Genomic DNA, 23683 nt, shown 5'->3' on the forward strand with positions numbered 1-23683 from the left:
CCATTATCAGGATCAGGGCGTTCCGCTGGTCTCGGCAAGGCGCTCCCGGACGGTCGACCGGAAACTCTCGCGGTCGTTCATGCGGTCGAGCCAACCGGCCAGACCCGGTGTCGGCGTTATCAGCTTTGGCCATTCCGGGGTTCTGGCCAGAAAGGCGAGATGCGGTGCTAGGTGCAGGTCGGCGAGGGTCACTCTGTCGCCGACTAGATGCTGCTGCTCCCCAAGGATGCGATCCAGCACGCGGAGCACCGCGTGCGCCCTTGGCATCGCTTGCGCAATCGCCGCTTCGTCGGGAGGCAACTTGGTCAGGTGTGGCCGGACCAGACGCTGGAAGCCGATGACATTGACGACGCCCTGGAACAGATACCAGTCGCAGATGCCCATGACCTGATCCATGCGGGCGATTGTCCGCGGATCGGATGGCGTCAGCAACGGGCTTGGCAGCACGCGGTCGAGATAGCGCAGGATGGCCTGGGTCTCATAAAGCACGATGCCGCTGTGCTCGAGCACTGGTACTCGCCCGAATGGGTGCAGCGAGAGGTGAGGCTCGACCTTCCAGGCGCCTGGCGCGACGGGCACGAGCGTGTAGGGGGCGCCCTTTTCCAGCAAGGTTGCCAGGACTGCGCGGCCAAACGGGCTGCCGAGCGCGGTGTGCACAACAAACTCGGCCATGACGCATTTCCCTTCGCGCCAAGTCACGGCATGTCGAACGCTATCGTCGAGGCGTTCGAGGGTGTGCGCAAGAGCGCAAAGGTCAGGCCTACGCCGTCCGCAGCCCCCAGCGCAGGTATGGCCGCTTAGAGCCGGCCACCTCGGCGGTCACCAACGTCTGGGCGTAGCCGTTGCGGCCGGCCTCGTGGACGATCTCCCGGACCGCCGGTGCCGCCTCGCCGATCGCGAACGCTTCTTCCAGCGCCCGTCCCGGCATCAGGGGGTGCGGCGGCAGGCCGAGGCTCCGCAGCACGGTCGGCGCCAGATCGACATGGGCGGTGGGCGTCGAAACCTCGACCCCGCTGCGGAACTGGTCGCCGCCGATGAACAGGCAGTGGTTCAACTCGGCCTTGGCGAATCCGCCGTGCATGCCGCCGCCGATCGGGATGTCCGGGTTGTCGGCCAGCGCCACGCCGGGCAGGCCGTCGGCCGAAGCATCGTCGCGGGCACGCAGGGTGAACAGCACGTCGCCGGCGCGCGGGTGGTCGACGTTGGCGGCCGCCAGCGGCAGCACGCCAAGAGCCGCCGGGTCGGCGGCGCGCGCCAGGATCGGCCCCGACCACTCGGCATCCTGCAGCACCCGGACCAGCCGTTCGATGCGGCTCGGATCGCGGTCGCGCACCGCGACGTGGGCCGAGTAGCCCGGTTTCAGCGCGTAGTCGACGTCGGGGCCGAGCGCCTTGCCGACCGCCAGCCCGGCCTTGGCCAGTTCCGCCGCCACGTCGATCTGGCCCTCGACCGTGACGTGGCCGTGGTCGGACATGGCGACGATGTTCCAGCCGGCGGCCCGCCCCTCGGCGCGCCACCAGTCGAGGATCCGGCCGAACCCGGCGTGGACCCCCCGGATCGCCGTCCCGGCGTCGGCGCTGGCCACGCCGCGGTAGTGGTAGGACAGGTCCGGCTCATTCAGCCACAGCACCGCGACGTCGGGACGGTGCACCGGGATGGTGTGGTCGAGCATGGCCGTGATCGCCCAGTCGGCGACCGCTACGTTCGGGAACACCTGCTCCGGCGGCGGGCCGAATTTGGCGACCACCTCGGACCAGCGCGCCGCCGGGGTGGAGACCGCGTCGCCCCAGATCGACAGCACCGGCTGGTCGAGTTCGGCGGCCCGTCCGGCCAGCAGGCGGGCGTTGCCGATCTTGCCGGTGGTCACGGCGGCGAACCGCTTGCCGGCCCCCCACAGGATCTCGCTCAGATGGTTCGCGCCGATCAGCCGGCCATAAACCTTTTCCGCGGCTGTCATGGGTGGTGTGTCGGAGGTGTCCATCGCCGAATCGAAGCCGAGGCGGCGGTCGTAGAACGCGTTTGCCATGACTCCGTGGCCGGCCGGCGGATGGCCGGTCATCACCGTGGTCACCTGCACGCGGGTCTCGCTCGGGAATGCCGACGCGGTGTTCGGCAGCCGCACCCCGGCGGCGGCGAACCCGGCGATGTTCGGCGCCCGGTTCGAGGTCACGTGATCGAGCCGCAGGCCGTCGAACACGACGACCAGGACTTTCGGCGACGGCATGGTTTCCTCCGGGGAGCGTTCGGACGTCCGGAGGATAGAAGCCGGGCGGCAGGAGCGAAAGGGAAGGTTGCGTGACGGCCGGAACGCGACTAACCGTTGATGTTACGGCCTTCCTACATGTGCATTCAGTGTGGAGCGCGGCATGACATCCCCGACCGGTAAGATCGTCGTGGTCGGTGCCGGGATCGTCGGTGCGTCCGTTGCCTATCACCTGGCGCGACGCGGGGCGGCGGTGACGCTGGTCGACAAGGACCAACCGGCCAAGGGCGTCACCGGGCAGGGCTTCGCCTGGATCAACATAGCGCACAGCGAACCCGGGCCGATCTCCGGGCTGCGCCGGATGGCGGTCGGGGAGTATCGAAGGCTGGAAGCTGAACTCGGGCCCGAACTGTCGATCAACTGGTGCGGCGCGCTGAGCTGGAACCGCGATCCGGCCAGGACCGAGCGCTTCGTGCGCGAACACCAGGCGCATGGCTACGACGTGCGTCTGGTCGAGCGCGAGGAGATCGCGCGCCTGGAACCTGGTCTGCTTCAGCTGCCGGACTGCGCCGCCTATGCCGCCGGCGAAGGCGCGGTCGATCCGGTCGCTGTGACCGAGACGCTGGTGCGCGCCGCCCAGGGGGCCGGTGCGGAGATCCGGACGGGAACCGAGGCAGCCGCGCTCGCCACGTCCGGCGGGCGAATTGCCGGCGTGGTCACGGCGGATGGCAGAATCGAAGCCGACGTCGTCGTCCTGGCTGCGGGAACCGGGGTTCGCGCGCTTGGTCAGACCATCGGCGTGACGGTGCCGGTCGATCCGTCGCCGGCAACCCTGCTTCGGATCGCGACCGACCGACGGTTGGCCAGTGGAATCATCGCGAGCCCCGACATCGAAGTCCGGCAGATCACGGACTGCCTGCTCCTGGCGGCCGAGGACTACATCGATGACACCGAGGAGAACGGCCCTGCTGCCGTCGCCGGGCGCGCCGTCGAGGCGATCCGGCAGCGGCTGCGCGGTGCGTCGGGGGTGACGCTGCAGAGCGTCAGCGTCGGCCGGCGCCCGATGCCGGCGGACGACCTGCCGATCATCGGATTCGTCGACGGGATCGACGGTCTGTACACCGCCGTCATGCACGCCGGGGTGACCATGGCGGCGGCGGTCGGCCGGTTGTCGGCATCGGAGATTCTCGACGGTACGGACCAGGCGGAATTCGGATCCTGCCGCCCGCGACGGTTCGCGGACTGACCGTCGCGCCCTTGACGCCCGGGCGGCGGCCCCGCGACAGTGGGTGGCCTGTTTCGCCGAGCCCTCCCCGTCGCCAAGGAACACCGCCCCGTGACCACGCTGCGCGTTGCCGTCGACATCGGTGGCACTTTCACCGACCTGCAGATCCTGGATGAGGCGACCGGTGTCGCTTACGCCCACAAGGTTCCGACCACGCCGGCCGATCCGTCAGAAGGCCTGATCACCGGAATCCGCGAGGCGTGCGCGCAGCTCGGCGTCGGGCTGGACCGGATCGGCGCGATCCTGCACGGCACCACCATCGCCACCAACGCGGTGCTGCAGCGTCGCCTGCCGGACGGTGCGGTCATCACCACCGCCGGCTTCACCGACGTGCTGGAGATCGGTCGGCATCTGCGGCGCAAGGTCTACGCCAACCGGGCCGAGCCTCGGGCCCTGCTGGTGCCACGGTCCCGCCGGTTCGGGGTGGTCGAGCGGGTACGGGCCGACGGCTCGGTCGAAACCGCGCTGGACGAGGCCTCGGTGCGGGCTGCGGCTGAACAGGTCCGCGATAGCGGAGCGACGGCCGTGGCCATCGCCTTCCTGCACGCCTACGCCAACCCCGACCACGAGCGGCGCGCGGCGGCGATCGTCCAGGAGATGCTGCCGGACGCCTTCGTGTCCTGCAGCCACCAGGTCAGCCCGGAGATCCGGGAGTTCGAGCGCACCTCGACCACCGTGCTGAACGCCCTGCTGATGCCGGTGGTGAAGACCTACCTGTCCAAGCTGAAGGGCCGGCTGGCCGGCGCCGGGATCAGCGCACCGGTCTATCTGGTGCAGTCGAACGGGGGCGTGACGACCCCGGAGATCGCCGGCGAGCAACCGGCCCGGTTGCTGCTGTCCGGCCCGTCCGGCGGGGCGCGGGCGGCCGAGGTGCTGGCGGCCGAGTTGGCCGAGCCGAACCTGATCGCGGTCGACATGGGCGGCACCTCCTACGACGTATCGATCGTCCATGACGGCGCGATCCGGCTGGTCACCCAGGGCGATGTCGACGGGTTGCCGGTGCGGCTGCCGATGATCGAGATCCGCACCATCGGCGCCGGCGGCGGGTCGATCGCGTCGGTCGACGGGACCGGCCGTCTGCATGTCGGTCCGGACAGCGCCGGCGCGCGGCCGGGGCCGGTCAGCTACCGCCGCGGCGGCGAGGAGCCGACCGTGACCGATGCCAACGTTGCGCTGGGGCGCATCGATCCGGGCTACTTCCTCGGCGGGGCGATGGACCTGGACGTGGACGGCGCGAAGCAAGCACTGGCCGATCGGGTGGCGGTTCCGTTGGGCCTGGAGCCGGGACCGGCGGCCGACGGTGTGGTGGCGGTGGCGACGGCGCACATGGCGGCGGCGATCCGGCTCAGCCTGTTCGAGAAGGGCCTCGACCCCAAGGATTTCGCGCTGATCTCGTTCGGTGGGGCGGGTGGCCTGCACGCCTGCGACACGGCGGCCGAGATCGGTACCGCACGGGTGGTGTTCCCACGCGATCCCGGCACGCTCAGCGCCTGGGGCATGCTGTTCGGCGATGTGGTCCACGACCTCGCGCGCTCGCGGCTCGTGGTGGCGGATGCGTCGGCGGTGCCGGCGCTGGAGGCGGTGGTGGCGGAACTGCGTGACGAGGCCACCGCGCTGCTCGGTCGGGACGGTATCGCCGACGCCGACCGTGCCTATCCGGTCACCCTCGACCTGCGCTATCCGGGTCAGGCCTACGAGATCGGCGTGACCTTGGCGGAGCCGTCGGCTTTGGCCGAGGCGGTGGCGGCGTTCCATGACGCGCATGAGCGGCAGTACGCCCACGCCGAACGCCACGTGACGCCGGAGATCGTGACCGTCCGCATGGCGGCGACCGGCCGTCTGACCCGTCCGGGCACGCGGCCGTTCGACGTTGCGTCCGGCGGGCGGCCGAAGGGCAAGCGCGCCATCCGGGTCGCCGGTGCCGAGCGCGATGCCGCGGTGTGGGAGCGCGCTGCGATCGGCATCGACCTTGCCATCGACGGTCCGGCGATCGTCGAGGAACCGCATTCGACCCTGCTGGTCCCGCCCGGCTGGCGGCTGACCGCGCATCCGACCGGCGCCCTGATCGCCGTCCGCACCGTGAAGGGGGCCTGACCATGCAAGACCTCGACCCGATCCAGGTGGAGATCATCCGCAACGCCCTGGTCGCGGCGGCGGAGGAGATGAGCGTGACGGTGTGGCGGACCAGCCGCAGCTCGGTGGTGCGCGAGATCCTCGACTACTCGATCACGGTGTTCGACGCCGAGGGCCGCAGCACCGCCCAGTCGGCGGCAATGCCGGTCCACCTGAACTCGATGCCGACCTGCCTGGAGGAAATCCTGGCCAACCACATCCCGATCGAGGAGTGGCACGACGGCGACATCATCATCACCAATGACCCGTACGCCGGCGGCCAGCACCTGCCGGACATCCAGACCTTCAAGCCGGTGTTCCTGGACGGCGAGCGGATCGCCATCGCCGGCATCCTGGTCCACCACCTCGACGTCGGCGGCGGTGCCGCGGGGTCGTACGATGCCGGAGCCACCGAGATCTACCAGGAGGGGTTCCGGATCCCGCCGCTGAAGCTGGCGGAAGCCGGCAAACGCAACGAGGCGGTCATCAAGCTGCTGCTGCGCAACAGCCGCGAGCCGGTCAACGTCGGCGGCGACTTCGCCTCGCAACTGGCGGCGCTCGACACCGGCGTTGCCAACCTTCAGCGCATCGGCCGTCGCTATGGCGCCGCCACGCTGAAAGCCGCGGCCGATCGGATCCAGGCGCAATCGGAAGCCGCCATGCGCGCCGCGATCGCACGGATTCCCGATGGTACCTACCGGTTCCACGACTTCGTGGACGACGATGGGATCGAGCGCGACCGGCCGCTGAAGGTGGACGTGGCGCTGACCGTCGATGGCGACTCGGTGATCGTGGATCTCGGCGGCTCGTCCGATCAGGCCGTCGGACCGGTCAACTGCACCCTGAACATGAGCCGGTCGGCGGTGATCTGCGGCGTGATGATGGCGCTCGGCGCCGACATCCCGGCGAACGCCGGCTGCTATCGCCCGGTGGCCGTCAAGGCGCCGGAAGGGCTGGTCGTCAACGCCCGCTCGCCGGCGCCGGTGGCAAACCGCATGGCGACCGGGCACCGGATCGTCACCACCGTGCTGGGCGCGTTCGCCGAGGCGATGCCGGGACAGGTGCCGGCGGCCTACTACGGGGTCAGCTATGCCTATGCGCTGAACTGCTTCCTGGCCGACGGTCGGCGGCAGGTCTATTTCGACCTGGAATGCGGTGGCTGGGGCGCCCACCCGGAGGAGGACGGTGCCAGCGGGTTCTCGTGCGGGTTCCACAACATCGCCAACGCGCCCATCGAGATGCTGGAGAACACCCTGCCGCTCACCTTCACCGAGTACGGCCTGGTGCCGGACACCGGTGGCAAGGGGCGGACGCGCGGTGGCCTTGGCCTGGCACGGGGGTTCCGTCTGGATGCACCGCAGGGCGTGTTTGCCGCCAATCTGGAGCGGTTCAAGTTCGCACCGTATGGCCTGGCCGGCGGGGCGGCCGGGCGGCCGGGGCGTCTGACGATCACCCGCGAGGGTTCGTCCAGGTCGGAAGACCTGCCGTCGAAGCTGGTGGACCTGAAGGTTTCACGCGGCGACGTGCTGCGCCTGCAGACAGCGGGCGGCGGCGGGTATGGCGATCCGGCGGAGCGGCCGCAGGCGTCGGTCGTGCGTGACCTGAAAGAGGGCTACACGACCGACGCCGCGTGATCGGATATCACGAGGGCAGGCCGGGTTTCTGCAATTCGGCGGTCTGCTCGTGCACCCAGCCCTCACCGGCTGAGACGATGCAGGTCGGGCCGCCAGGAATGGTGATGGCGATGGTCCAGGTTCCGGTCTGGGTGTTGGTATAGACCTGGACGAAACCGCCATTGGCATCGACGCCCGCAGCGGTCAGCACCTCGCCGTATTCCTTGCCGAGTTGAGCGACCAGGGCGGTAGCCTGCGGAGCGCACACCCTGGCAGCCTGAGAGTTGGCCTGACTGATGCCAAGGGGCATCAGAGCCAGGGTCATCACGCTCGCCACTACTGCCGTTCTGGCAAAACCTGTGCGATTCCATGTCATGACCCACTTCCTTTCCGGGATCGTCGGCCGATCCCTTGCCACGACTTTCTGTCGTCGTAAGACAAATGTGGGGAGGACTTGGCGTTGTGCCAACGATGTCCTCGCCGTATTGTGATGGTGACGCGGAATCGCTAACAAATCGTTGCGGAACGGATAAAGGGAGTCCTTATTCTCTCGACCGGTCCGAACGCTGAAGCGGTCGTCGAAGCCCTTACGAGGCGAGATCGGGGCGGCGCGCAGGCTTCGGGAAATCGGCCAACTGCCGGTCGCTCCAGCCTTCACCGGATGACACAATGCAACTCGGGCCGCCTGGAAGCGTCACGGCGATGGTCCAGCTTCCGGTATCCGGCGACGAGTAGACCTGGACCAGATTGCCGTTGCCGTCGACTCCCTCGGCGCTGACAGCTTCGCCATACTGGCTGCCGAGCTTTGCCGAGAGCTTATCCTGCGGTGCGCATACCGATGGTGCCTGCGCCGCGGCGGGCTGAACGCCCATGAGAACCGACAGGATCATCGCGCCCGAGATCGCCGCCGACGCGGCGAGATGCTTGCGGAGCCCAGTCATGATCCAACACCCTTTCCGGAACCGTCGGCCGGTTCCTTGCCACGGCGTTGCCGCCGTAGATGTTTCGTGCCGAGATCAGGTGCTCTCCAATGTCCCGCACGAAACACGTGTGATGTCGTTCCAATACCCTAAACAAACGTCGCTTCGAATCGCTTCGTGTCTTGTCCGTGTAAGATCTGTGCTCCGCTTGTGCCCGTGAGTACTGACGGCGGGCACGATCGAACCGGGTAAATGTTCAACGTTCCACTGACGACTTGGTTGCATGACAGTTATCGCGTTCGGGTGCATCAGGAGCGTTGCGGCGCGTCGGAGAGCGTGCTTGGCTGCGGGCGCATCTCAGGAGATCCCCACCCATGTTTCGCAAGAACCACTTGAAAGCCATCATCGCTGCCGATGAGCCGGCCCATGGCGTCTGGCTTCAGCTTGGCGAGCCGTCGATCGCCGAAATCGCCAGCCTGTGCGGCTACGACTTCCTGATCCTGGACAACGAGCACGGCCCGGCCGCGCTGGAGACCACCGTGCATTCCATGCGGGCCGCACAGGCGGGCCGGGCCACCGTCCTGGTGCGGGTGCCGGGGCAGGACCCCGACTACCTGAAGCGCGTGCTGGACGCAGGTGCCGAGGCGGTCATGATACCGATGGTCGAGACGGCCGAGCAGGCTCGAGCCGTGGTCGCGGCCTGCAAGTATCCGCCGACCGGCCGGCGCGGCTATTCCGCGCCGACCGTGCGGGCATCCGGCTACGGCGCCGACCCCGAATACGCGGCCAAGGCCAATGACGAGCTGTTCATCTGCGTCCAGATCGAATCGGACAAGGCGGTCGAGCAGGCCGGCGCGATCGCCGCGGTCGAGGGTGTCGACATGGTGTTCATCGGCGTGGCCGACCTGTCCGGTTCGATCGGCCTGCTTGGCCAGCCGGGACGGCCGGAGGTCGATGCCCAGATCCGCAAGGCCGAAGCGGCGGTGAAGGCGGCGGGCAAGCCGCTCGGCACCATCCCGCGGCCGGGCCACAGCATGGTCGACCTGGCGGCGGAAGGGTATCGGCTGCTGGCCGGCATAGCGGATTCCGGCGCCCTGCGCGCCGCCTTCCTGGCCGACGTGGCGGCGTTTGCGCCGGCAAAGAAGAAGTAGCCGGCTAGACTTGGCGTCGCGGGCGGCGTGGACGGCTGAGCAGTCCCGCCGCCCCGGCGATTCCGGCGTGCATCAGCCAGCCCAGGCCAAGACCGACCGCACCCCAGCGCAGGTCGATCGTCAGGCTCGGCCTCCACTGCTCGTAAGCCCGTTCCAGGATGATCCGGTCGTGTGACTTCGCGACCACCCAGGGCCGACTCCATGGGCCGGCCCGGGCCAACACTTCCTGCAGTTCGCGCAGCACCACGACGCGTTCCGCCAACCGGTCCACCGCCTCCCCGGTCTTGCGAAAAGCCAGATCCTCGCTGGCGTTGAGGCGCCGGCGGTAGTCCTCGAAGGTCAGGTCGGCACTGGCGGCAGCCCGCTCGAAACTGGCGAGCGTGGCGTAGGCTTCGTCGAGCGCGCCGCCGAGACGCTGGCCATAGGCGTCGACGAAGGTCGGAATCTGGGAGCCGGTGATGGCACCGCCCAGCACGAACATCAGGAACACCAGATCGCGCAGAATACCCATCGGTTCAGGCACCCCGCTTGAAGCCGCGGAACGGGAGGTCTGATGTCCGTTGCAGCCAGTTGCCGGCGCTCCAGCGGGCGGCCGCGTCGACCACATGAAGGGTGTAGGCCATGCGCGAGCGGTCCGACGTGTTCGGTGCGCTGCCGTGCGGCAGTGTGCCGTGCAGCGCCACCAGCGTGCCCTTCGGTGCGGGCAGCGGCACGGCGGATGCCTCGTCGAACGGGGTCGGGTCCAGGGTCTCAGTGACCAGTTCGCCGTCGACCTCGTGGAAGCGCTGCCGCAGCGGGCCACGATGGCCGCCGGGGATGGCGAACAGGCAGCCGTTGCCGGCGTCGGCATCCTCCAGCGCCAGCCAGAAGCCGATGACGCTGGGCGGGTCGGTGATCAGGAAGGTGGCGTCCTGGTGACAGGTGACCGCACCGCCGATCGACGGCGGCTTCCAGATCACCATGGACTGCACCAGCCGCGGATCGGCCAGCCCGAGGCCGTGCGCCAGCGCGGCCAATGCCGGGCGGCGGGACACCCGGTCGAACTCCGGATCGAGGTCGTGCATGGCGTGGCCGAGCTTGTTGACGGCCGCGTGCTTCGGACGGGTCAGCGCGCCGTCGGCGGCGACCGCGCCGTCTTCGAGAAACACCCTGATGGTGTCCCCGGACTCGCGGAAATACCGGTCGGCCGCGTGGCGTGGGGCCGTGGTGGAGAACACCGCGGCACCGCTCGCCGGGTCCCAATCGTCGACGATGGCGCGGGAGCGTTCGATCAGGGCATCGCAATCGGCGTGCGAGACCGCATCCTCGACCACCAGGACGCCGTCGCGTTCCCAGGCGGCCAGCATCGCCGGGGTTGGCGCGCCTGACGCGGTGGCAGTGAAGCGCGGAACGGCGGTCATGCCGGGCTCCGCAACCGGCTGGTCCCGTGTGGCCCCGGCGGCAGGCCGAGATGGGCGCCCAGGGTGGCCCCGACATCGGCGAACGCCAGTTGCCCCAGATCACCGGTCGGTGCCGCCGGCCCGGCGATCAGCACCGGCACCTGCTCGCGGGTGTGGTCGCTGCCCGGCCAGGTCGGGTCGTTGCCGTGGTCGGCGGTCAGGATCGCAAGGTCGCCCGGACGCAGCGCATCCAGGAACTCGGGCAGGCGGCGGTCGAACGCTTCCAGTTCGGCGGCGTAGCCGGCGACATCGCGCCGATGCCCCCACAGCGAGTCGAAATCGACGAAGTTGATGACCACCAGCGATCCGTCAGGCGCACGGCCGGTGACGGACAGCAGGGCGTCGAACAGCGCGGCGTTGCCGCTCGCCTTCACCTCCTCGCCGGTGCCCTGGTGGGCGAAGATGTCGCCGATCTTGCCGATCGAGATGACCGTGCCGCCGGCGTCGGAGTGGCGCTGGAGCAGGGTCGGCGATGGCGGCGGCACCGCCAGATCCTTGCGGTTGCCGGTGCGCGAGAAATCATCGGCGCTGGTGCCGACGAACGGTCGGGCGATCACCCGGCCGACCGTGTCCGGGACCAGCGTCCGGGCGATCCGGCAGACCTCGTACAGCCGGTCCAGGCCGAACGCCTGTTCATGAGCGGCGATCTGCACCACGCTGTCGGCGGAGGTGTAGAGGATCGGTTTGCCGGAACGAACATGCTCCTCGCCCAGCCGGGCGATGATCTCGGTTCCGCTGGCGTGGCAGTCGCCGAGGACCCCCGGCAACCCTGCTTGCCGGACCAGCGCGGCTGTGAACCTGGACGGGAAGGTCGGCACGGTGACCGGGTAGTAGGTCCAGTCGAACGCCACCGGCACGCCGGTCAGCTCCCAGTGCCCGCTCGGCGTGTCCTTGCCCCTGGACGTCTCAGCCGCGTGCCCCCAGGCACCGTGGCTCGCGGCGTCAACCTCGAGGCCCGCCGGCTCGGAGCCGGCAGCGGCCCGGTGCGCCGCTCCCAGGCCGAGTTTCAGCAGGTTCGGCACCGCCAGCGGGCCGCTGCGTCCGTGCCCGTCGCCACGCCCGGTGGCGCAGGCTTCGGAGATGTGGCCGAGGGTGTCGGCGCCGGTGTCGCCGTAGCGGTCGGCGTCCGGCGCGCCGCCGATGCCGACCGAGTCCAGGACGACAAGGAAGGCGCGGGTCATTGCCGCTCCCCGGTGCGACGCTCGATCACGGCCGGTCCCGACGATGAGGGCTTTCCGTCGACGGTCACGGCCCGGCGTACCGCTTCGGCCGCGCGCTCGGCGTCGCCGTCGGTGCGGGCGTGCACGCGGGCGATCGGACGGTTGCCGTCCACGGCCTCGCCGATGCCGGCGACCGCGTCCAGGCCGACCGCGTAGTCGATGGTGTCGGTGACCCCTCGGCGGCCGCCGCCGAGTTCGATCACGGCGAGGCCGAGGGCACGGGTGTCGATGGCGGTCACAGTACCGGCGGCGCCAGGATGGACCGAGCGGACGACGGCGGCTTTCGGCAGATGGTCGCCGGGCCGTTCCAGCAGATCGGACGGGCCGCCGAGCGCGGCGACCATCGTCGCGAACCGCTCGGCGGCGCGCCCGTCGTCGAGGGCGGCGGCGGCCTGCGTAACGCCCTCCGCGGGGCTGTCAGCCAGCCCGCCGAGCACCAGCATCTCGCCGGCCAATGCCAGGGTGACGTCCAGCAGCCGCAGCTCGCGTCCCGCGCCGGTCAGGAAGTCGATGGCCTCCCGGACCTCCAGCGCGTTCCCGGCGCTGCGACCCAGGACCTGATTCATGTCGGTGACCAGGGCGACTGTCGGCAGCCCGGCCCGGTTGGCGGTCTCGGCAATCGCGTCGGCGAGCGCGCGGGCGTCGTCGAGCCCGGCCATGAAGGCGCCGGTGCCGGTCTTCACGTCCATCACGAGGCCCTGCAGTCCGGCCGCCAGCTTCTTCGACAGGATCGAGGCGACGATCAGGGGAATCGACTCCACCGTCGCGGTCACGTCGCGGATCGCGTAGAGCCGGCGGTCGGCCGGGGCCAGATCGTCGGTCTGTCCGATCACGGCACAGCCGGCGTCGCGTACCACCCGCTCGAAGGTCGGAAGGTCGGGCGTCGTGGTGTAGCCGGGGATGGCGTCCAGCTTGTCCAGGGTGCCGCCGGTGTGGCCGAGCCCGCGGCCCGAGATCATTGGCACGTAGCCGCCGCAGGCTGCCACGATCGGCGCCAGCATCAGGCTGACCTTGTCGCCGACGCCGCCGGTGGAGTGCTTGTCCAGGACGGGGCCGGGGAGGCTGGACCAGGACAGCACCCGCCCGCTGTCGGCCATGGCCCGCGTCAGGGCCGCGCGTTCGTCGGCGTCGAGGCCCTGGAAGAACACCGCCATGGCGAAGGCGGCGGCCTGCCCCTCGCTGATCGAGCCGTCGCTGACCCCGGCGACGAAGGCGGCGATACCGTCGGCCGGCAGTCGGCCGCCGTCACGCTTGGCACGGATCAGTTCCTGGGGCAGCACGGGCATGGTCCGGTCGGCAGTTGCATCGAGCGCACGGTAGCACCGTGCGCGCGCACCGTCAGGCGTCCATCCCGCGCTGCGCCATCACGCCGCCATCCGGGCCAGATCGCGCTGACGCTTGGCCAGCAGCCATCTGGCGCCGAAGTTGGTGGCCTGGAACAGCCGGGAATGCGGCTTCAGCCCGCAGGCCTTGAACACCATCGCCAGCGCCTTCTCGATGTGGGGGTCACGGTAGTACTGGTAGGCGCGACGCATGTAGGCGCGGGTGTTGCGCTCGCGATCGTACGGCTCGCCCTGGTTGTTGGCGGCGTAGAACGCATACGCCAATTCGTCGTCTTCGGTTTCCATGATCCGGCCGAGGGCCAGCTTCAGGCGCCGCAGGGTACCGATGTTGTCCTGCTCCAGGAACCGCTTCAGGTGGGTGTAGAACAGCTTGTAGTGGCGCAACTCGTCGCCGGCGATGTACCGGCAGATCGCCTTCAGCGCCGGCTCCTCGGTACCGTCGCCCAGGGCGCGGTAATAGGAACTGGTGCCGACCTCGACCATGCAGCGCGCCACCAGTTCGCCGGCGCGCGAGCCCCGGATCGACTCCGTTACATCGATGTCGGGACGGAAGCCCTCGCGGAACACCGCGAACCGGGTCTCGAAATCGAAGTCAGGATCGGCGGTCGTCGCCCATCGGCCGAGCGCCTCGCCATGCTGGCGCTCTTCGACACCCCACTGCCGGGCGGCATCGACGAAGCCGGGGTCATCGTGGAACACGTTGGTCAGGTAGCTGACGTAATCGGCCGAATTGTACTCGACCATGGCCGCCGCCTTGACGATGGCCAACTGGTCCGGCTCGATCTTCGACGCATCGAAGGCGGCCCATGGCACGTCGTCGAGCGTCCAATGCAAGTCAGGCTTCACGGCACTTCCTCTCCCTGATGCGGTTGGGTCAAGGGACGTCCCTCGGGCGCCGGGCGACGCGCAGCCGGCGTCGCCCGAAACCCGGTTACAGGTGTGGTAACCCCCGTAGCCGTTCAATGGTGCCGGATTCGATGAAAAATCGGAACCGGTGAACGCGCGTCAGTAACCGCTGCGCGCCGCCGGCCCGGCCGCCGACTGGCCCAGTGTCGTCAGCAGATCGCGCAGCAGGCCGCTCGCACCGAACCGGAAGCGATCGGGCGTCGCCGTGCCGCCGAGCACCCGGTCGGCCAGCCGCAGGTAGGCGGCATCCTGGGCCGTGTTGCGAACCCCGCCGGCGACCTTGACGCCGACCGGACGGCCGGCACCGACGGCGCAGTCCAGCAACAGGTGGGCGGACTCCAGAGTTGCCGCAACCGGGGTCTTGCCGGTCGACGTTTTCAGGAAGTCGGCACCGGCCTCGATCGCCACGGTCGCTGCGGAAACGATTGCCCCGGTAGTCATCAGCCGTCCGGTCTCCAGGATGACCTTGAGTGTGCGATCGCCGGTCGCCTCGCGCGCCGCGTCCAGGACCGCTCGTGCCGCGGCATGACGTCCGGACAGCCACGCCTGGTAGGGCAGCACCACGTCGATCTCGTCGGCGCCATCCGCCACCGCCGCGCGCGTCTCCACCGCCACGGAGGCGGCATCCTCCCGTCCGTGCGGAAAATTGACGACCGTGCAGATTTTCACGCCGGATCCTTCCAGCGCGCGCCGGCATTGCGCGACGAACGGTGCATAGACGCACACCGCCGCCACAGGACCGGCCGGGGTGACGGCACGAGCGCACAGCTCGGCGATGATCGCGTCGGTGTCGTCGTCGTTCAGCGAGGTGAGATCCAGGCAGGCGATTGCGCGTGCGGCGGCGGCGCGCAGGGTATCAGGCGTCATCGGTCCATCCGGTGAGGAAACGGGTCAGCAGCCGGGTCAGGTCGCCGGCCATGGCCGAGCCCTGGGTCATGGTCTCGGTGTGGTCCAGGGCCGAGCCGGCGACCATGCCGGCGGCCAGGTTGGTGATGCCGGAGATCGCGGCAACCCGCACCCCCATGTGGCGCAGGGCAATGGTCTCCGGCACCGTCGACATGCCGACCGCGTCGGCGCCGAGGGTGCGGAACGCGCGGATCTCGGCGGGGGTTTCGAAGCTCGGGCCGATCACCCAGTGATAGATGCCTTCGGCCAGGTCGATTCTCTCCGCGGCTGCCGCCGCAGCCAGCCGGTCACGCAGTTCGGGATCGTAGGCGGCGCTCATGTCGAAGAAGCGCTGGCCGAGGGCCGGCTCGTTCGGGCCGACCAGCGGATTCAGGCCGGTGCCGTTGATGTGGTCGGTGATCAGCATCAGCCGGCCGGGCCCGACCTCGGTGCGCAGGCTGCCGGCCGCGTTGGTCAGGATGATCACGGTGCAGCCGAGCCGGGCCAGGGTCCGGACCGGCCGGACCACATCGGCCATCCGATGGCCCTCATAGGCGTGGGCGCGGCCCTGCAGCACGGCGACCGGCACGGAACCGAGCGTGCCGAGGCGCAATCGCCCGGCATGGCTGGCGACCCCGGGCTTGGGGAAGCCCGGTATTTCGCCGTAGGGGATGTCCACCGCATCGGCCACCGCGTCGGCCACGCCGCCCAGCCCGGAGCCGAGCACGACGCCGACCTGTGGGGCGACGCCGGGTGAGGCGGCCCGGATTGCGGCGACGGCGGCGTCGAGGGCGTGGATCTCGGACATCATCGCTCCTTCACATAGGGCACGCCGATGGCTTTTGGAGCCACCGCCTTGCCGATGAAGCCGGCCAGCAGGATCACCGTCAGCGCGTAGGGAAGCGCCTGGATCAGCGCCACCGGCGCTTGGCCGATGCCCGGCAGCTCGATGCCCTGCAGGCGGGTGGCGACCGCGTCGAGGAAGCCGAACAGCAGGCAGGCCAGGAGCGCCGGCACCGGCCGCCACTTGCCGAAGATCAGGGCGGCGAGCGCGATGTAGCCCTTGCCTGCGGTCATGTCGCGCACGAACCCGGCCGACTGGCCGATCGACAGATAGGCGCCGGCGATCCCGCACAGCATCCCGGTGATCAGCACGGCGCGGTAGCGCAGCAGCTCCACCGATACCCCGGCGGTGTCGACGGCGGCCGGGGTCTCGCCGACGGCGCGCAGGCGCAGGCCGAACCGGGTGCGGTAGACCACCCACCAGGTGGCCGGCACGGCGGCAAGCGCCACGTACACCAGCAGGTTATGGCCGCTGATCAGCTCGTGATATAGGTCGCCAAGCCAGGGGATGTCGTGCAGCGTATCGGCGAACGGCAGCTCGATCGGGCCGAACCGGGCGGCTTGGCTGAGCGGCGGTGTCTGGCCGCCCTGGTCGAACCAGGCGATGCCCAGCACCACGGTCAGGCCGGCGACCATGACGTTGATTGCGACGCCGCTGACCACCTGGTTGCCGCGATAGGTGATGCAAGCCAGCCCGTGCAGCAACGCCAGGCTGCTCGATACCGCGATGGCCACCGCAAGGCCGACCCAGGCCGAACCGGTGACGGCGGCGGCGGCGGCGGCGGCGAACGCGCCGGCCAGCATCTTGCCTTCCAGCCCGATGTCGACGATGCCGGAGCGTTCGCTGAACAGCCCGGCCATCGACGCCAGGATCAACGGCGCCGCCACCCGGATGGTGGCGTCGAGGGTCAGGACGACCAGCAGCCAGGTATCGGTCATCGCCCAGTCTCCGGGCTGAGCCGCCGCCACAACCGCAGGGCCAGCGGGTGCATCATGTAGGCCAGCGCGCCGGAGAACAGGATGACCAGTCCCTGGATCACCACCACCAGGTCGCGGGTGATGCCCTCGAACTCGAAGTCCAGCTCGGTGCCGCCCTGGTACAGGGCGCCGAACAGCAGGCTGGCCAGCACGATGCCGACCGGATGGCCGCGTCCCATCAGGGCGACCGCAATTCCGGTGAACCCGTAGCCGGCGGTGAAGTTCAGCAGCAGCCGGTGGTGAACGCCGAGCAACTCGTTGATGCCGACGAAGCCAGCCAGCGCGCCGGACACGCACATGGTGCCGACGATCACCAGCTTCGGGTCGATCCCGCCGTATACCGCGGCGCTCTCGTTGGCGCCGACCGTGCGGATCGCGTAGCCCCAGCGGGTGCGGTTGATCAGCAGCCAGACGAACACGCAGGCGAGCGCCGCCCACAGGATCGACAGGTTCAGCGGCGACCGGGCGATCGTGATGCCGACGCCGGCCAGCACCTCGTGCAGGAACGGCATCCAGGCGGCCTCGCCGAACACCCGGCTTTCCGGTGACATCTGGCCGGGATGGATCAGCACGTTGACCATCAGGTGCACCATCAGCGCCGAGGCCAGGAAGTTGAACATGATGGTGGTGATGACGACGTGGCTGCCGCGGTGCGCCTGCAGCCAGCCCGGCAGGAACGCCCAGGCAGCACCGAACAGTCCCGACGCCGCCATCGCGACCGGGATCAGCATCCAGGCGGGCAGCGCGCCGTCGAGGCTGAGCGCGGCCAGTCCCGCCCCCAGTCCGCCGATGTAGGCCTGACCCTCGCCGCCGATGTTGAACAGGCCGGCGTGAAACGCCACGGCGACGGCGAGCCCGGTGAACACCAGGTTGGTCGCGTAGTAGAGGGTGTAGCCGATCGCCTCTTCGTACCCGACCGCGCCGGTGACCAGTACGGACAGGGCGTCAAGCGGGTTCTCGCCGGCGACCAGCACGACCAGCCCGGCGACCAGGAAGGCCAGCAGGATGTTGACGGCCGGGATCACTCCGACGTCGATCCAGCGCGGCAGGTCACGGTTCACAGTCGGCCCTCTGGCGCAAACTCGGACACGATCGCTTCATCACAACTCGTCGGTGCTGTTGCCGTAGCCGGGCTCGAACAGGCGTCGCCATACCCGTTCGGCGTAGGCGTCGGTCATGCCGGCGATGTAGTCGCAGACCCGCCGCCGCACGCTGTCATGCTGGTCCAGGTCCTCCCAGAACGAGCGGGGAATCAATTCCTCCGGCGCGGTCAGGAACTCGTCGAACATCGCGCCGATCAGCCGGCGGCCCTTGCGGCGCAGCTGCACGACTTCGGCCGATCGGACCACCTGGCGCTGGGTGAACTCCATCAGGAAGTTGCAGAACGCCCGAGCCTTGGTCGGCAGGGTCGCGTTCCATCGCAGCAGCGGATGGCTGAGCCCGTCGACCTCGACCAGGGCGACGTGGGTGACAAAGAAGTTGACCAGGGCCGAGATCGCCTGTTTGCGCTCGTGGCTGGCGGTCGAGAACAGCTGGGCCTGCAGCGTGTCGCCGTCCATCGCGAGGCCGAGCCGGCCAAGTGCCGCGAAATCGACCGCCGGGCCGGCGGCGCGCAGGGCGGCGGCGAACTGGTCGCGGGTCACCATGTGGCGGCCGATCACGTCTTCCAGGTCGTGCACCGCGTAGGCGATGTCGTCGGCGCAGTCCATGATCGAGCAGTCGAACGACTTGAACCGCGCCCGCCCGGATGCGTCCAGCGACGTGAAGGCATCGCGGTCGGCCGGCGAGAACGGGTCCAGGATCCAGTCGACGGTGCTGCGCTCGGTGTCCATGTAGCACTTCGGCGGCCGGTCGCTGGCCGGGTCGGTTCGCGACCGCACGGCCGAATATGGCACCGGGTATTTCAGCACGGCCAGCAGCAGGCGGCGGGTCGGGTTCAGGCCCAGGCCCTTGGCCCGGTACTTTTCCAGCCGGGTCAGCACCCGCAGGGTCTGCCCGTTGCCCTCGAACCCGTCGTCGTCCTTCATCTTGGCGTGGATCGCGATCTCGCCGTCGTGGCCGTAGGGCGGATGGCCGAGGTCGTGCGCGTGGCAGGCCGCCAGCACCAACGACCGGTCGGGCAGCCAGGCCTTGGCTTCGGGGTCGTCGATGGTGCGCGACAGTTTCAGCAGGACGCCCTCGCCGATCTGTCCGACCTCGATGGAATGGGTCAGCCGGGTGCGATGGAAATCGCCCTCGCTGGCGCCCATCACCTGCGTCTTGCCCTGAAGGCGGCGGAACGCGGATGAATGAATCACCCGGCCCTTGTCGCGCTCGAACGGGTTGCGCACGTCGTCCGGCCGCCCGGGTTCCGGATGATGCCGCTCCCCGAAGCGCTCGGATGGCGCGAAGCCGACCGGCGCGGTCATGACCGCATCTCCTCAAGGGTCACGTTTGCCATCATCAGGCCCAGCGTGCGCTCGTCGGCTTGATCCGCCAACAGCTCGCCGACCAGCCGCCCGCCGCACACCGCCAGAATGCGGTCGGACAGGCTCATGATCTCGTCGAGCTCGACCGAGACCAGCAGGATGGCGGCGCCGGCGTCGCGCATGGCGACCAGCTGCCGGTGGATGAACTCGATGGCGCCGATGTCGACGCCCCGGGTCGGCTGGCCGATCAGCAGCAGCTTCGGCGCGCCGTCCAGCTCGCGGCCCAATACCAGCTTCTGCTGGTTGCCGCCGGAGAACAGCGATCCGCGCAGGTGCGGATCGGTCGGTCGCACGTCGAATGCCTGCATCTTGGCCGCGCAATTGGCGTAGACCGCGTCGTAGTCCATGAGCCAGCGCCCGTTGTAGGCCACGCTGTCGTGGCGGCCGAGTATCGCGCTCTCGGCGGCTTCGAACGGCATCACCATGCCCATGCGGTGACGGTCCTCCGGCACGTGGCCGACGCCGGCGGCGCGCACGGTGCGTGGGTCGGACGGCCGACCCGCGGTGATCTCCAATTCGCCGATCCGGATCCGGCCGCCGGCGATCGGGCGGATCCCGGCCAGCGCCTCCAGCAGCTCGCTCTGTCCGTTGCCGGATACCCCCGCCAGCCCGACGATCTCGCCGGCGGCGACGGTGAAACTCATCCCGTCGACTCGGGTGATGCCGTCGACATCAACGATGCGCAGATCCTCGACCGCCAGCACCGGGGTACCGGGCGTGGCCGGCGCCTTGTCGACCTGGAACAGCACCTTGCGGCCGACCATCAGCTCAGCCAGTTCCTCGCGACTGGTCTCGGCGGTCGGCTGGTGCGCCACCATCTCGCCACGGCGCATCACAGATACCGTATCGGTGACCGCCAGAATCTCGCGCAGCTTGTGGGTGATCAGGATGACCGTGACGCCTTCGCCCTTGAGCGAGCGCAGGATCTCGAACAGCCGGTCGGTTTCCTGCGGCGTCAGCACGCCGGTCGGCTCGTCCAGGATCAGGATCCGGGCACCCCGGTACAGCGCCTTCAGGATCTCGACGCGCTGCTGCAGGCCGACCGGCAGGTCGCCGACCAGCGCGTCGGGATCGACCTCCAGGCCGTAGTCGCGCTCCAGCCGCTCCAGCTCTGCACGCGCCGCCGTTCGCCCTTTGGCCAGCAGCATCGCGCCCTCGGCGCCGAGCATCACGTTCTCCAGAACCGTGAAGGTCGGGACCAGCATGAAATGCTGGTGCACCATCCCGACCCCGCAGGCGATGGCGTCGGCGGCGTCATGGATCGAGACGACCCTGCCGTCGATCCGGATCTCGCCGGAATCGGCTTCGTAGAAGCCATACAGGATGCTCATCAGGGTCGATTTTCCGGCACCGTTCTCGCCGACGATGCCGTGGATGGCACCGGCCGCGACGGTCATCGACACGTCGCGGTTGGCGTGAACGGCACCGAACCGCTTGCTGATGCCGATCAACTCGATGGCCGGCACGGCGTCCGTGCCGGCATCACCGGATGCAACCGGGGCCGGACGCGCACGATCACCCGCGGCAGTTCCGGCCCCGATTCCATCCGTCATGGCATGCTTCCGTCCGTGTCGGTTGCCTCGATCAGCCCGGGCAGGAATTGTCCGCCATGTAGTCGTGGACCTTGATCGAGCCGTCGACGATGCCTGCTTTGGCCTTCTCGACCGCGGCCTTCATGTCGGCGGTAATCAGCTTCTTGTTGTGCTCGTCCAGCGCCCAGTCGATACCGCCCTCGGCGAGGCCCAGCACCTGCACGCCGGTCTTGTAGTCACCGCCCTTGGCATCCATGAACGCCTTGTATGCCGCGACGTCGACGCGCTTCAGCATCGAGGTCAGCATGGTGCCCGGGTGCAGGTAGTTCTGGTTGCTGTCGACGCCGATCGCCAGCTTGCCGCTGTCGGCGGCTGCCTGGTAGACGCCGAGGCCGGTGCCGCCGGCCGCCGCGTACACCACGTCGGCGCCACGGTCGAACTGGCTGCGGGCCAGCTCACCGCCCTTGGTCGGATCGTTCCAGGCTGACGGCGTGGTGCCGGTCATGTTCTGGTAAACTTCAGCATCGGCCTTGGCGTGCTTGACGCCCTGGACGTAGCCGCAGGCGAAGCGCCGGATCAGCGGAATGTCCATGCCGCCGACGAAGCCGACCTTGCCGGTCTTCGACGCCATCGCCGCCAGCACGCCGACCAGGAACGAGCCTTCCTGTTCCTTGAACACCACCGAGCGCACGTTCGGCAGATCGACGACCGCGTCGATGATGGCGAACCGGGTCTTGGGATGGTCCTTGGCGACCTTCTCGATCGCCGGGGCCTGGGCGAAGCCGACGCCCAGCACCGGGTCGGCGCCCTTGCTGGCCATCCGGGCCAGCGCCTGCTCGCGCTGGGTCTCGTTGGTGACCTCGAACTCCCGGTACTTGATGCCGGTCTCGGCCTTGAACTTCTCGACGCCGTTGTAGACGCCTTCGTTGAAGCTCTTGTCGAACTTGCCGCCCATGTCGAAGACCACGGCCGGTTCGATCTCGGCCGCCGTCACCAGGCTGGTGGTTGCAACCAGTGTCAGTGCCAGGGTGGCACCCAGAACGCGCTTGCCAATTCGCTTGTTCATGCTCGATCCCCGTTGAAGCTCCCTTTGTCCGCCACGACGGCGGTTTGCGGGTTAATCTAAGCCAATCCGACGTCTGTTCCCAGCACCGAACCTGCACCAACGCTTGAATATCAACCCCCGGAGGGGCCCGATGCCCGAAGCCCGCCTGAAGTCGCAGGTGATCATCCAGTCGACGATTCGCCGCGCGTCGATGCGTGGCGTCGCGGCAACCGTGGTGCGGCGTGGCGATCCGGATGCCGGGGCGATCTATGTCATCCTGAATCGCGGACGCGAGGTCGGGTGCACGGTGCTGGCTCCGACCCGCGACTACGACCGGGACCTGACGTGGTGGCGCGCCGCGACCGGCGAGGATCCGGTATCGGAAGCCGACGCCGAGGCCTATCTTGAGCGCGAGCGGCGCGTCGATCCGGACCTCTGGGTCCTGGAGATCGAGGACCGCGATGGCTGGAACCCTTTCGAGGAAGAAGCATGACCGTCACCCTGGCCGACGCCGATCGGGACCTGCTCGGCGGCGCGCATGGCGAGGCCGCGGCCTTCGCGATGCGCCTGATGGTTCGGTTCGCGGAGGCGGTCGGCGCGCCCGGCTTCATCGACGCCAGGTCCGCACACATCGACGGCTGCCTGTATCACGGGCAGGTCAGCTTGGATTTCGTCGAACATCTGCTGGCGCTGGGCGGGCGGGTGCGGGTGCCGACCACCTTGAACGTCGGCTCGATCGACTTGATCCATCCCGAACTGTTCCGCGGTGACGGCGACCTCCTGACCGCCGGCAGCCGGCTGATGATCGCGCATGAGGAACTGGGCTGCGTGCCGTCCTACACCTGCGCGCCGTATCAGACGATGTTCCGCCCTCAGCTCGGCTGGCAGATCGCCTGGGCGGAATCCAACGCCATCGTGTTCGCCAATTCGGTGATCGGCGCGCGCACCAACCGCTACGGCGACTTCACCGATCTGTGCTGCGCGATCACCGGTCGGGTTCCGAATTACGGGCTGCATCTGACCGAGAACCGCCGCGCCCGGGTCGTCGTCGAGATCGCCGACCTGCCGCCGGAATGGAGCGATGCCGGCCCGGCCTGCGTTGCCGTCGGTCACGTGATCGGCCGGCGCTGCGGCGAGCGGATCCCGGCGATCGTCGGCCTGCCGGCGTCGACCTCCGAAGACGACCTGAAGGCTTTGGGCGCGGTATCGGCCTCGGCCGGCGCGGTGGCGATGTTCCACGCCGTCGGTCTGACGCCCGAGGCCGCGACCCTGGAGGACGCCTTGCAGGGCGAGCGACCGGAGGAAGTCATCCGGCTGACCGCCGACGACCTGCGGGCGACCGTGCGCGACCTGTCGACCGTGCCCGACGGCACGCCGCTGTCGGCCGTCAGCCTCGGCACCCCGCATTTCTCGACCACCGAGTTCGAGCGGCTGGTGCCGTTGCTGAGCGGGTCGCGGCCGGCGGTCGACATGTACGTCAACACCAGCCGTCAGGTGATGGAGGAGGTGGAGGCGCGCGGCTGGGACACCGCGCTGCGGGCGGCCGGGGTCACCGTGGTGCTCGACACCTGCACCTACGTCACCACGATCATGCGCGACCTGTCGGGGGCGGTGATGACCAATTCAGGCAAGATGGCCTACTACGCCCCCGGCAACCTGAACGTCGACGTGGCGTTCGGCTCGCTGGCCGACTGCGTCGCCTCGGCGCGCGCCGGCCGGGTGGTGCGGTCATGACCGGGA

The 23683-nt window shown here is 69.2% G+C and carries 22 protein-coding genes; 6 read left to right on the plus strand and 16 right to left on the minus strand.

What is annotated here, in order from left to right:
- Positions 1 to 12 precede the first annotated feature (12 nt).
- Entirely contained in the window at positions 13 to 672 is a 660-nt protein-coding gene (locus RIC54_RS05850) for a glutathione S-transferase family protein (protein WP_350085261.1), read from the minus strand.
- A gap of 88 nt (positions 673 to 760) precedes the next feature.
- Positions 761 to 2224 carry an alkaline phosphatase family protein gene (locus RIC54_RS05855; protein ID WP_350150848.1) on the minus strand — a complete coding sequence of 488 codons (1464 nt, stop codon included), beginning with the start codon at positions 2222 to 2224 and terminating at the stop codon, positions 761 to 763.
- A 142-nt stretch (positions 2225 to 2366) separates the two neighbouring features.
- Here RIC54_RS05855 and RIC54_RS05860 point away from each other — a divergent pair, with 142 nt between their 5' ends.
- The 3 genes from RIC54_RS05860 (at position 2367) to RIC54_RS05870 (ending at position 7234) form a co-directional block, all read left to right on the plus strand.
- Complete coding sequence (locus RIC54_RS05860) at positions 2367 to 3449, plus strand: NAD(P)/FAD-dependent oxidoreductase (protein ID WP_350085267.1); 1083 nt, start codon at positions 2367 to 2369, stop codon at positions 3447 to 3449.
- 90 nt (positions 3450 to 3539) lie between these two features.
- Positions 3540 to 5582, plus strand: a complete 2043-nt coding sequence (locus tag RIC54_RS05865; protein WP_350085270.1) for a hydantoinase/oxoprolinase family protein — start codon at positions 3540 to 3542, stop codon at positions 5580 to 5582.
- Between the two features lie 2 nt (positions 5583 to 5584).
- Positions 5585 to 7234, plus strand: coding sequence for a hydantoinase B/oxoprolinase family protein (locus tag RIC54_RS05870; protein WP_350085273.1), 1650 nt, complete (start codon positions 5585 to 5587; stop codon positions 7232 to 7234).
- 7 nt (positions 7235 to 7241) lie between these two features.
- Here the strand turns inward: RIC54_RS05870 and RIC54_RS05875 are convergent, their stop codons facing one another.
- Both RIC54_RS05875 and RIC54_RS05880 read right to left on the minus strand, forming a co-directional pair.
- Positions 7242 to 7538 carry a hypothetical protein gene (locus RIC54_RS05875; RefSeq protein WP_350085276.1) on the minus strand — a complete coding sequence of 99 codons (297 nt, stop codon included), beginning with the start codon at positions 7536 to 7538 and terminating at the stop codon, positions 7242 to 7244.
- 262 nt (positions 7539 to 7800) lie between these two features.
- Complete coding sequence (locus tag RIC54_RS05880; RefSeq protein ID WP_350085279.1) at positions 7801 to 8154, minus strand: hypothetical protein; 354 nt, start codon at positions 8152 to 8154, stop codon at positions 7801 to 7803.
- Positions 8155 to 8507: 353 nt separating this feature from the next.
- Between RIC54_RS05880 and RIC54_RS05885 the strand changes: the two genes are divergently transcribed.
- Complete coding sequence (locus RIC54_RS05885; RefSeq protein WP_350085282.1) at positions 8508 to 9284, plus strand: HpcH/HpaI aldolase family protein; 777 nt, start codon at positions 8508 to 8510, stop codon at positions 9282 to 9284.
- 4 nt (positions 9285 to 9288) lie between these two features.
- Here the strand turns inward: RIC54_RS05885 and RIC54_RS05890 are convergent, their stop codons facing one another.
- The 12 genes from RIC54_RS05890 to RIC54_RS05945 all read right to left on the minus strand — a co-directional run bounded on the left by RIC54_RS05890 (position 9289) and on the right by RIC54_RS05945 (position 21964).
- On the minus strand, positions 9289 to 9795 hold the full coding sequence (locus RIC54_RS05890; RefSeq protein ID WP_350085285.1) for a DUF2937 family protein: 507 nt from the start codon (positions 9793 to 9795) through the stop codon (positions 9289 to 9291).
- Between the two features lie 4 nt (positions 9796 to 9799).
- A complete protein-coding gene (locus tag RIC54_RS05895) occupies positions 9800 to 10684 on the minus strand; it encodes a phytanoyl-CoA dioxygenase family protein (RefSeq protein ID WP_350085288.1) in 885 nt (294 codons plus the stop codon).
- The gene (locus RIC54_RS05900; RefSeq protein ID WP_350085291.1) at positions 10681 to 11904 is read right to left on the minus strand and encodes a phosphopentomutase; all 1224 of its coding nucleotides are present in this window, start codon (positions 11902 to 11904) and stop codon (positions 10681 to 10683) included. The genes RIC54_RS05895 and RIC54_RS05900 overlap by 4 nt, the downstream gene beginning before the upstream one ends.
- Positions 11901 to 13229 (minus strand): thymidine phosphorylase, encoded by a 1329-nt coding sequence (gene deoA, locus RIC54_RS05905; RefSeq protein WP_350085294.1) that lies wholly within the window; start codon positions 13227 to 13229, stop codon positions 11901 to 11903. Before deoA ends, RIC54_RS05900 begins: the two co-directional genes overlap by 4 nt.
- A 78-nt stretch (positions 13230 to 13307) precedes the next feature.
- Positions 13308 to 14132 (minus strand): acyl-ACP desaturase, encoded by an 825-nt coding sequence (locus tag RIC54_RS05910; RefSeq protein WP_350085297.1) that lies wholly within the window; start codon positions 14130 to 14132, stop codon positions 13308 to 13310.
- 159 nt (positions 14133 to 14291) lie between these two features.
- Positions 14292 to 15059, minus strand: coding sequence for a deoxyribose-phosphate aldolase (gene deoC / locus RIC54_RS05915; protein WP_350085300.1), 768 nt, complete (start codon positions 15057 to 15059; stop codon positions 14292 to 14294).
- The gene (locus RIC54_RS05920) at positions 15049 to 15885 is read right to left on the minus strand and encodes a purine-nucleoside phosphorylase (RefSeq protein ID WP_350085303.1); all 837 of its coding nucleotides are present in this window, start codon (positions 15883 to 15885) and stop codon (positions 15049 to 15051) included. Before RIC54_RS05920 ends, deoC begins: the two co-directional genes overlap by 11 nt.
- Positions 15885 to 16859, minus strand: coding sequence for an ABC transporter permease (locus tag RIC54_RS05925; RefSeq protein WP_350085306.1), 975 nt, complete (start codon positions 16857 to 16859; stop codon positions 15885 to 15887). The genes RIC54_RS05920 and RIC54_RS05925 overlap by 1 nt, the downstream gene beginning before the upstream one ends.
- Positions 16856 to 17959, minus strand: a complete 1104-nt coding sequence (locus RIC54_RS05930; RefSeq protein WP_350085309.1) for an ABC transporter permease — start codon at positions 17957 to 17959, stop codon at positions 16856 to 16858. The genes RIC54_RS05925 and RIC54_RS05930 overlap by 4 nt, the downstream gene beginning before the upstream one ends.
- Positions 17960 to 17998: 39 nt before the next feature.
- On the minus strand, positions 17999 to 19306 hold the full coding sequence (locus RIC54_RS05935) for an anti-phage deoxyguanosine triphosphatase (RefSeq protein WP_350085312.1): 1308 nt from the start codon (positions 19304 to 19306) through the stop codon (positions 17999 to 18001).
- Complete coding sequence (locus tag RIC54_RS05940) at positions 19303 to 20919, minus strand: ABC transporter ATP-binding protein (protein WP_350150851.1); 1617 nt, start codon at positions 20917 to 20919, stop codon at positions 19303 to 19305. Before RIC54_RS05940 ends, RIC54_RS05935 begins: the two co-directional genes overlap by 4 nt.
- Positions 20920 to 20950: 31 nt before the next feature.
- Positions 20951 to 21964, minus strand: coding sequence for a BMP family lipoprotein (locus RIC54_RS05945; RefSeq protein ID WP_350085318.1), 1014 nt, complete (start codon positions 21962 to 21964; stop codon positions 20951 to 20953).
- Between the two features lie 130 nt (positions 21965 to 22094).
- On the opposite strand from RIC54_RS05945, the gene RIC54_RS05950 reads away from it, so the two are divergent.
- Entirely contained in the window at positions 22095 to 22436 is a 342-nt protein-coding gene (locus RIC54_RS05950) for a DUF1491 family protein (protein ID WP_350085321.1), read from the plus strand.
- Positions 22433 to 23677, plus strand: a complete 1245-nt coding sequence (locus RIC54_RS05955; protein WP_350085324.1) for an aconitase X — start codon at positions 22433 to 22435, stop codon at positions 23675 to 23677. The genes RIC54_RS05950 and RIC54_RS05955 overlap by 4 nt, the downstream gene beginning before the upstream one ends.
- Positions 23678 to 23683: the final 6 nt, after the last annotated feature.

This window comes from Thalassobaculum sp., assembly GCF_040219215.1.
GTDB lineage: Bacteria > Pseudomonadota > Alphaproteobacteria > Thalassobaculales > Thalassobaculaceae > Thalassobaculum_A.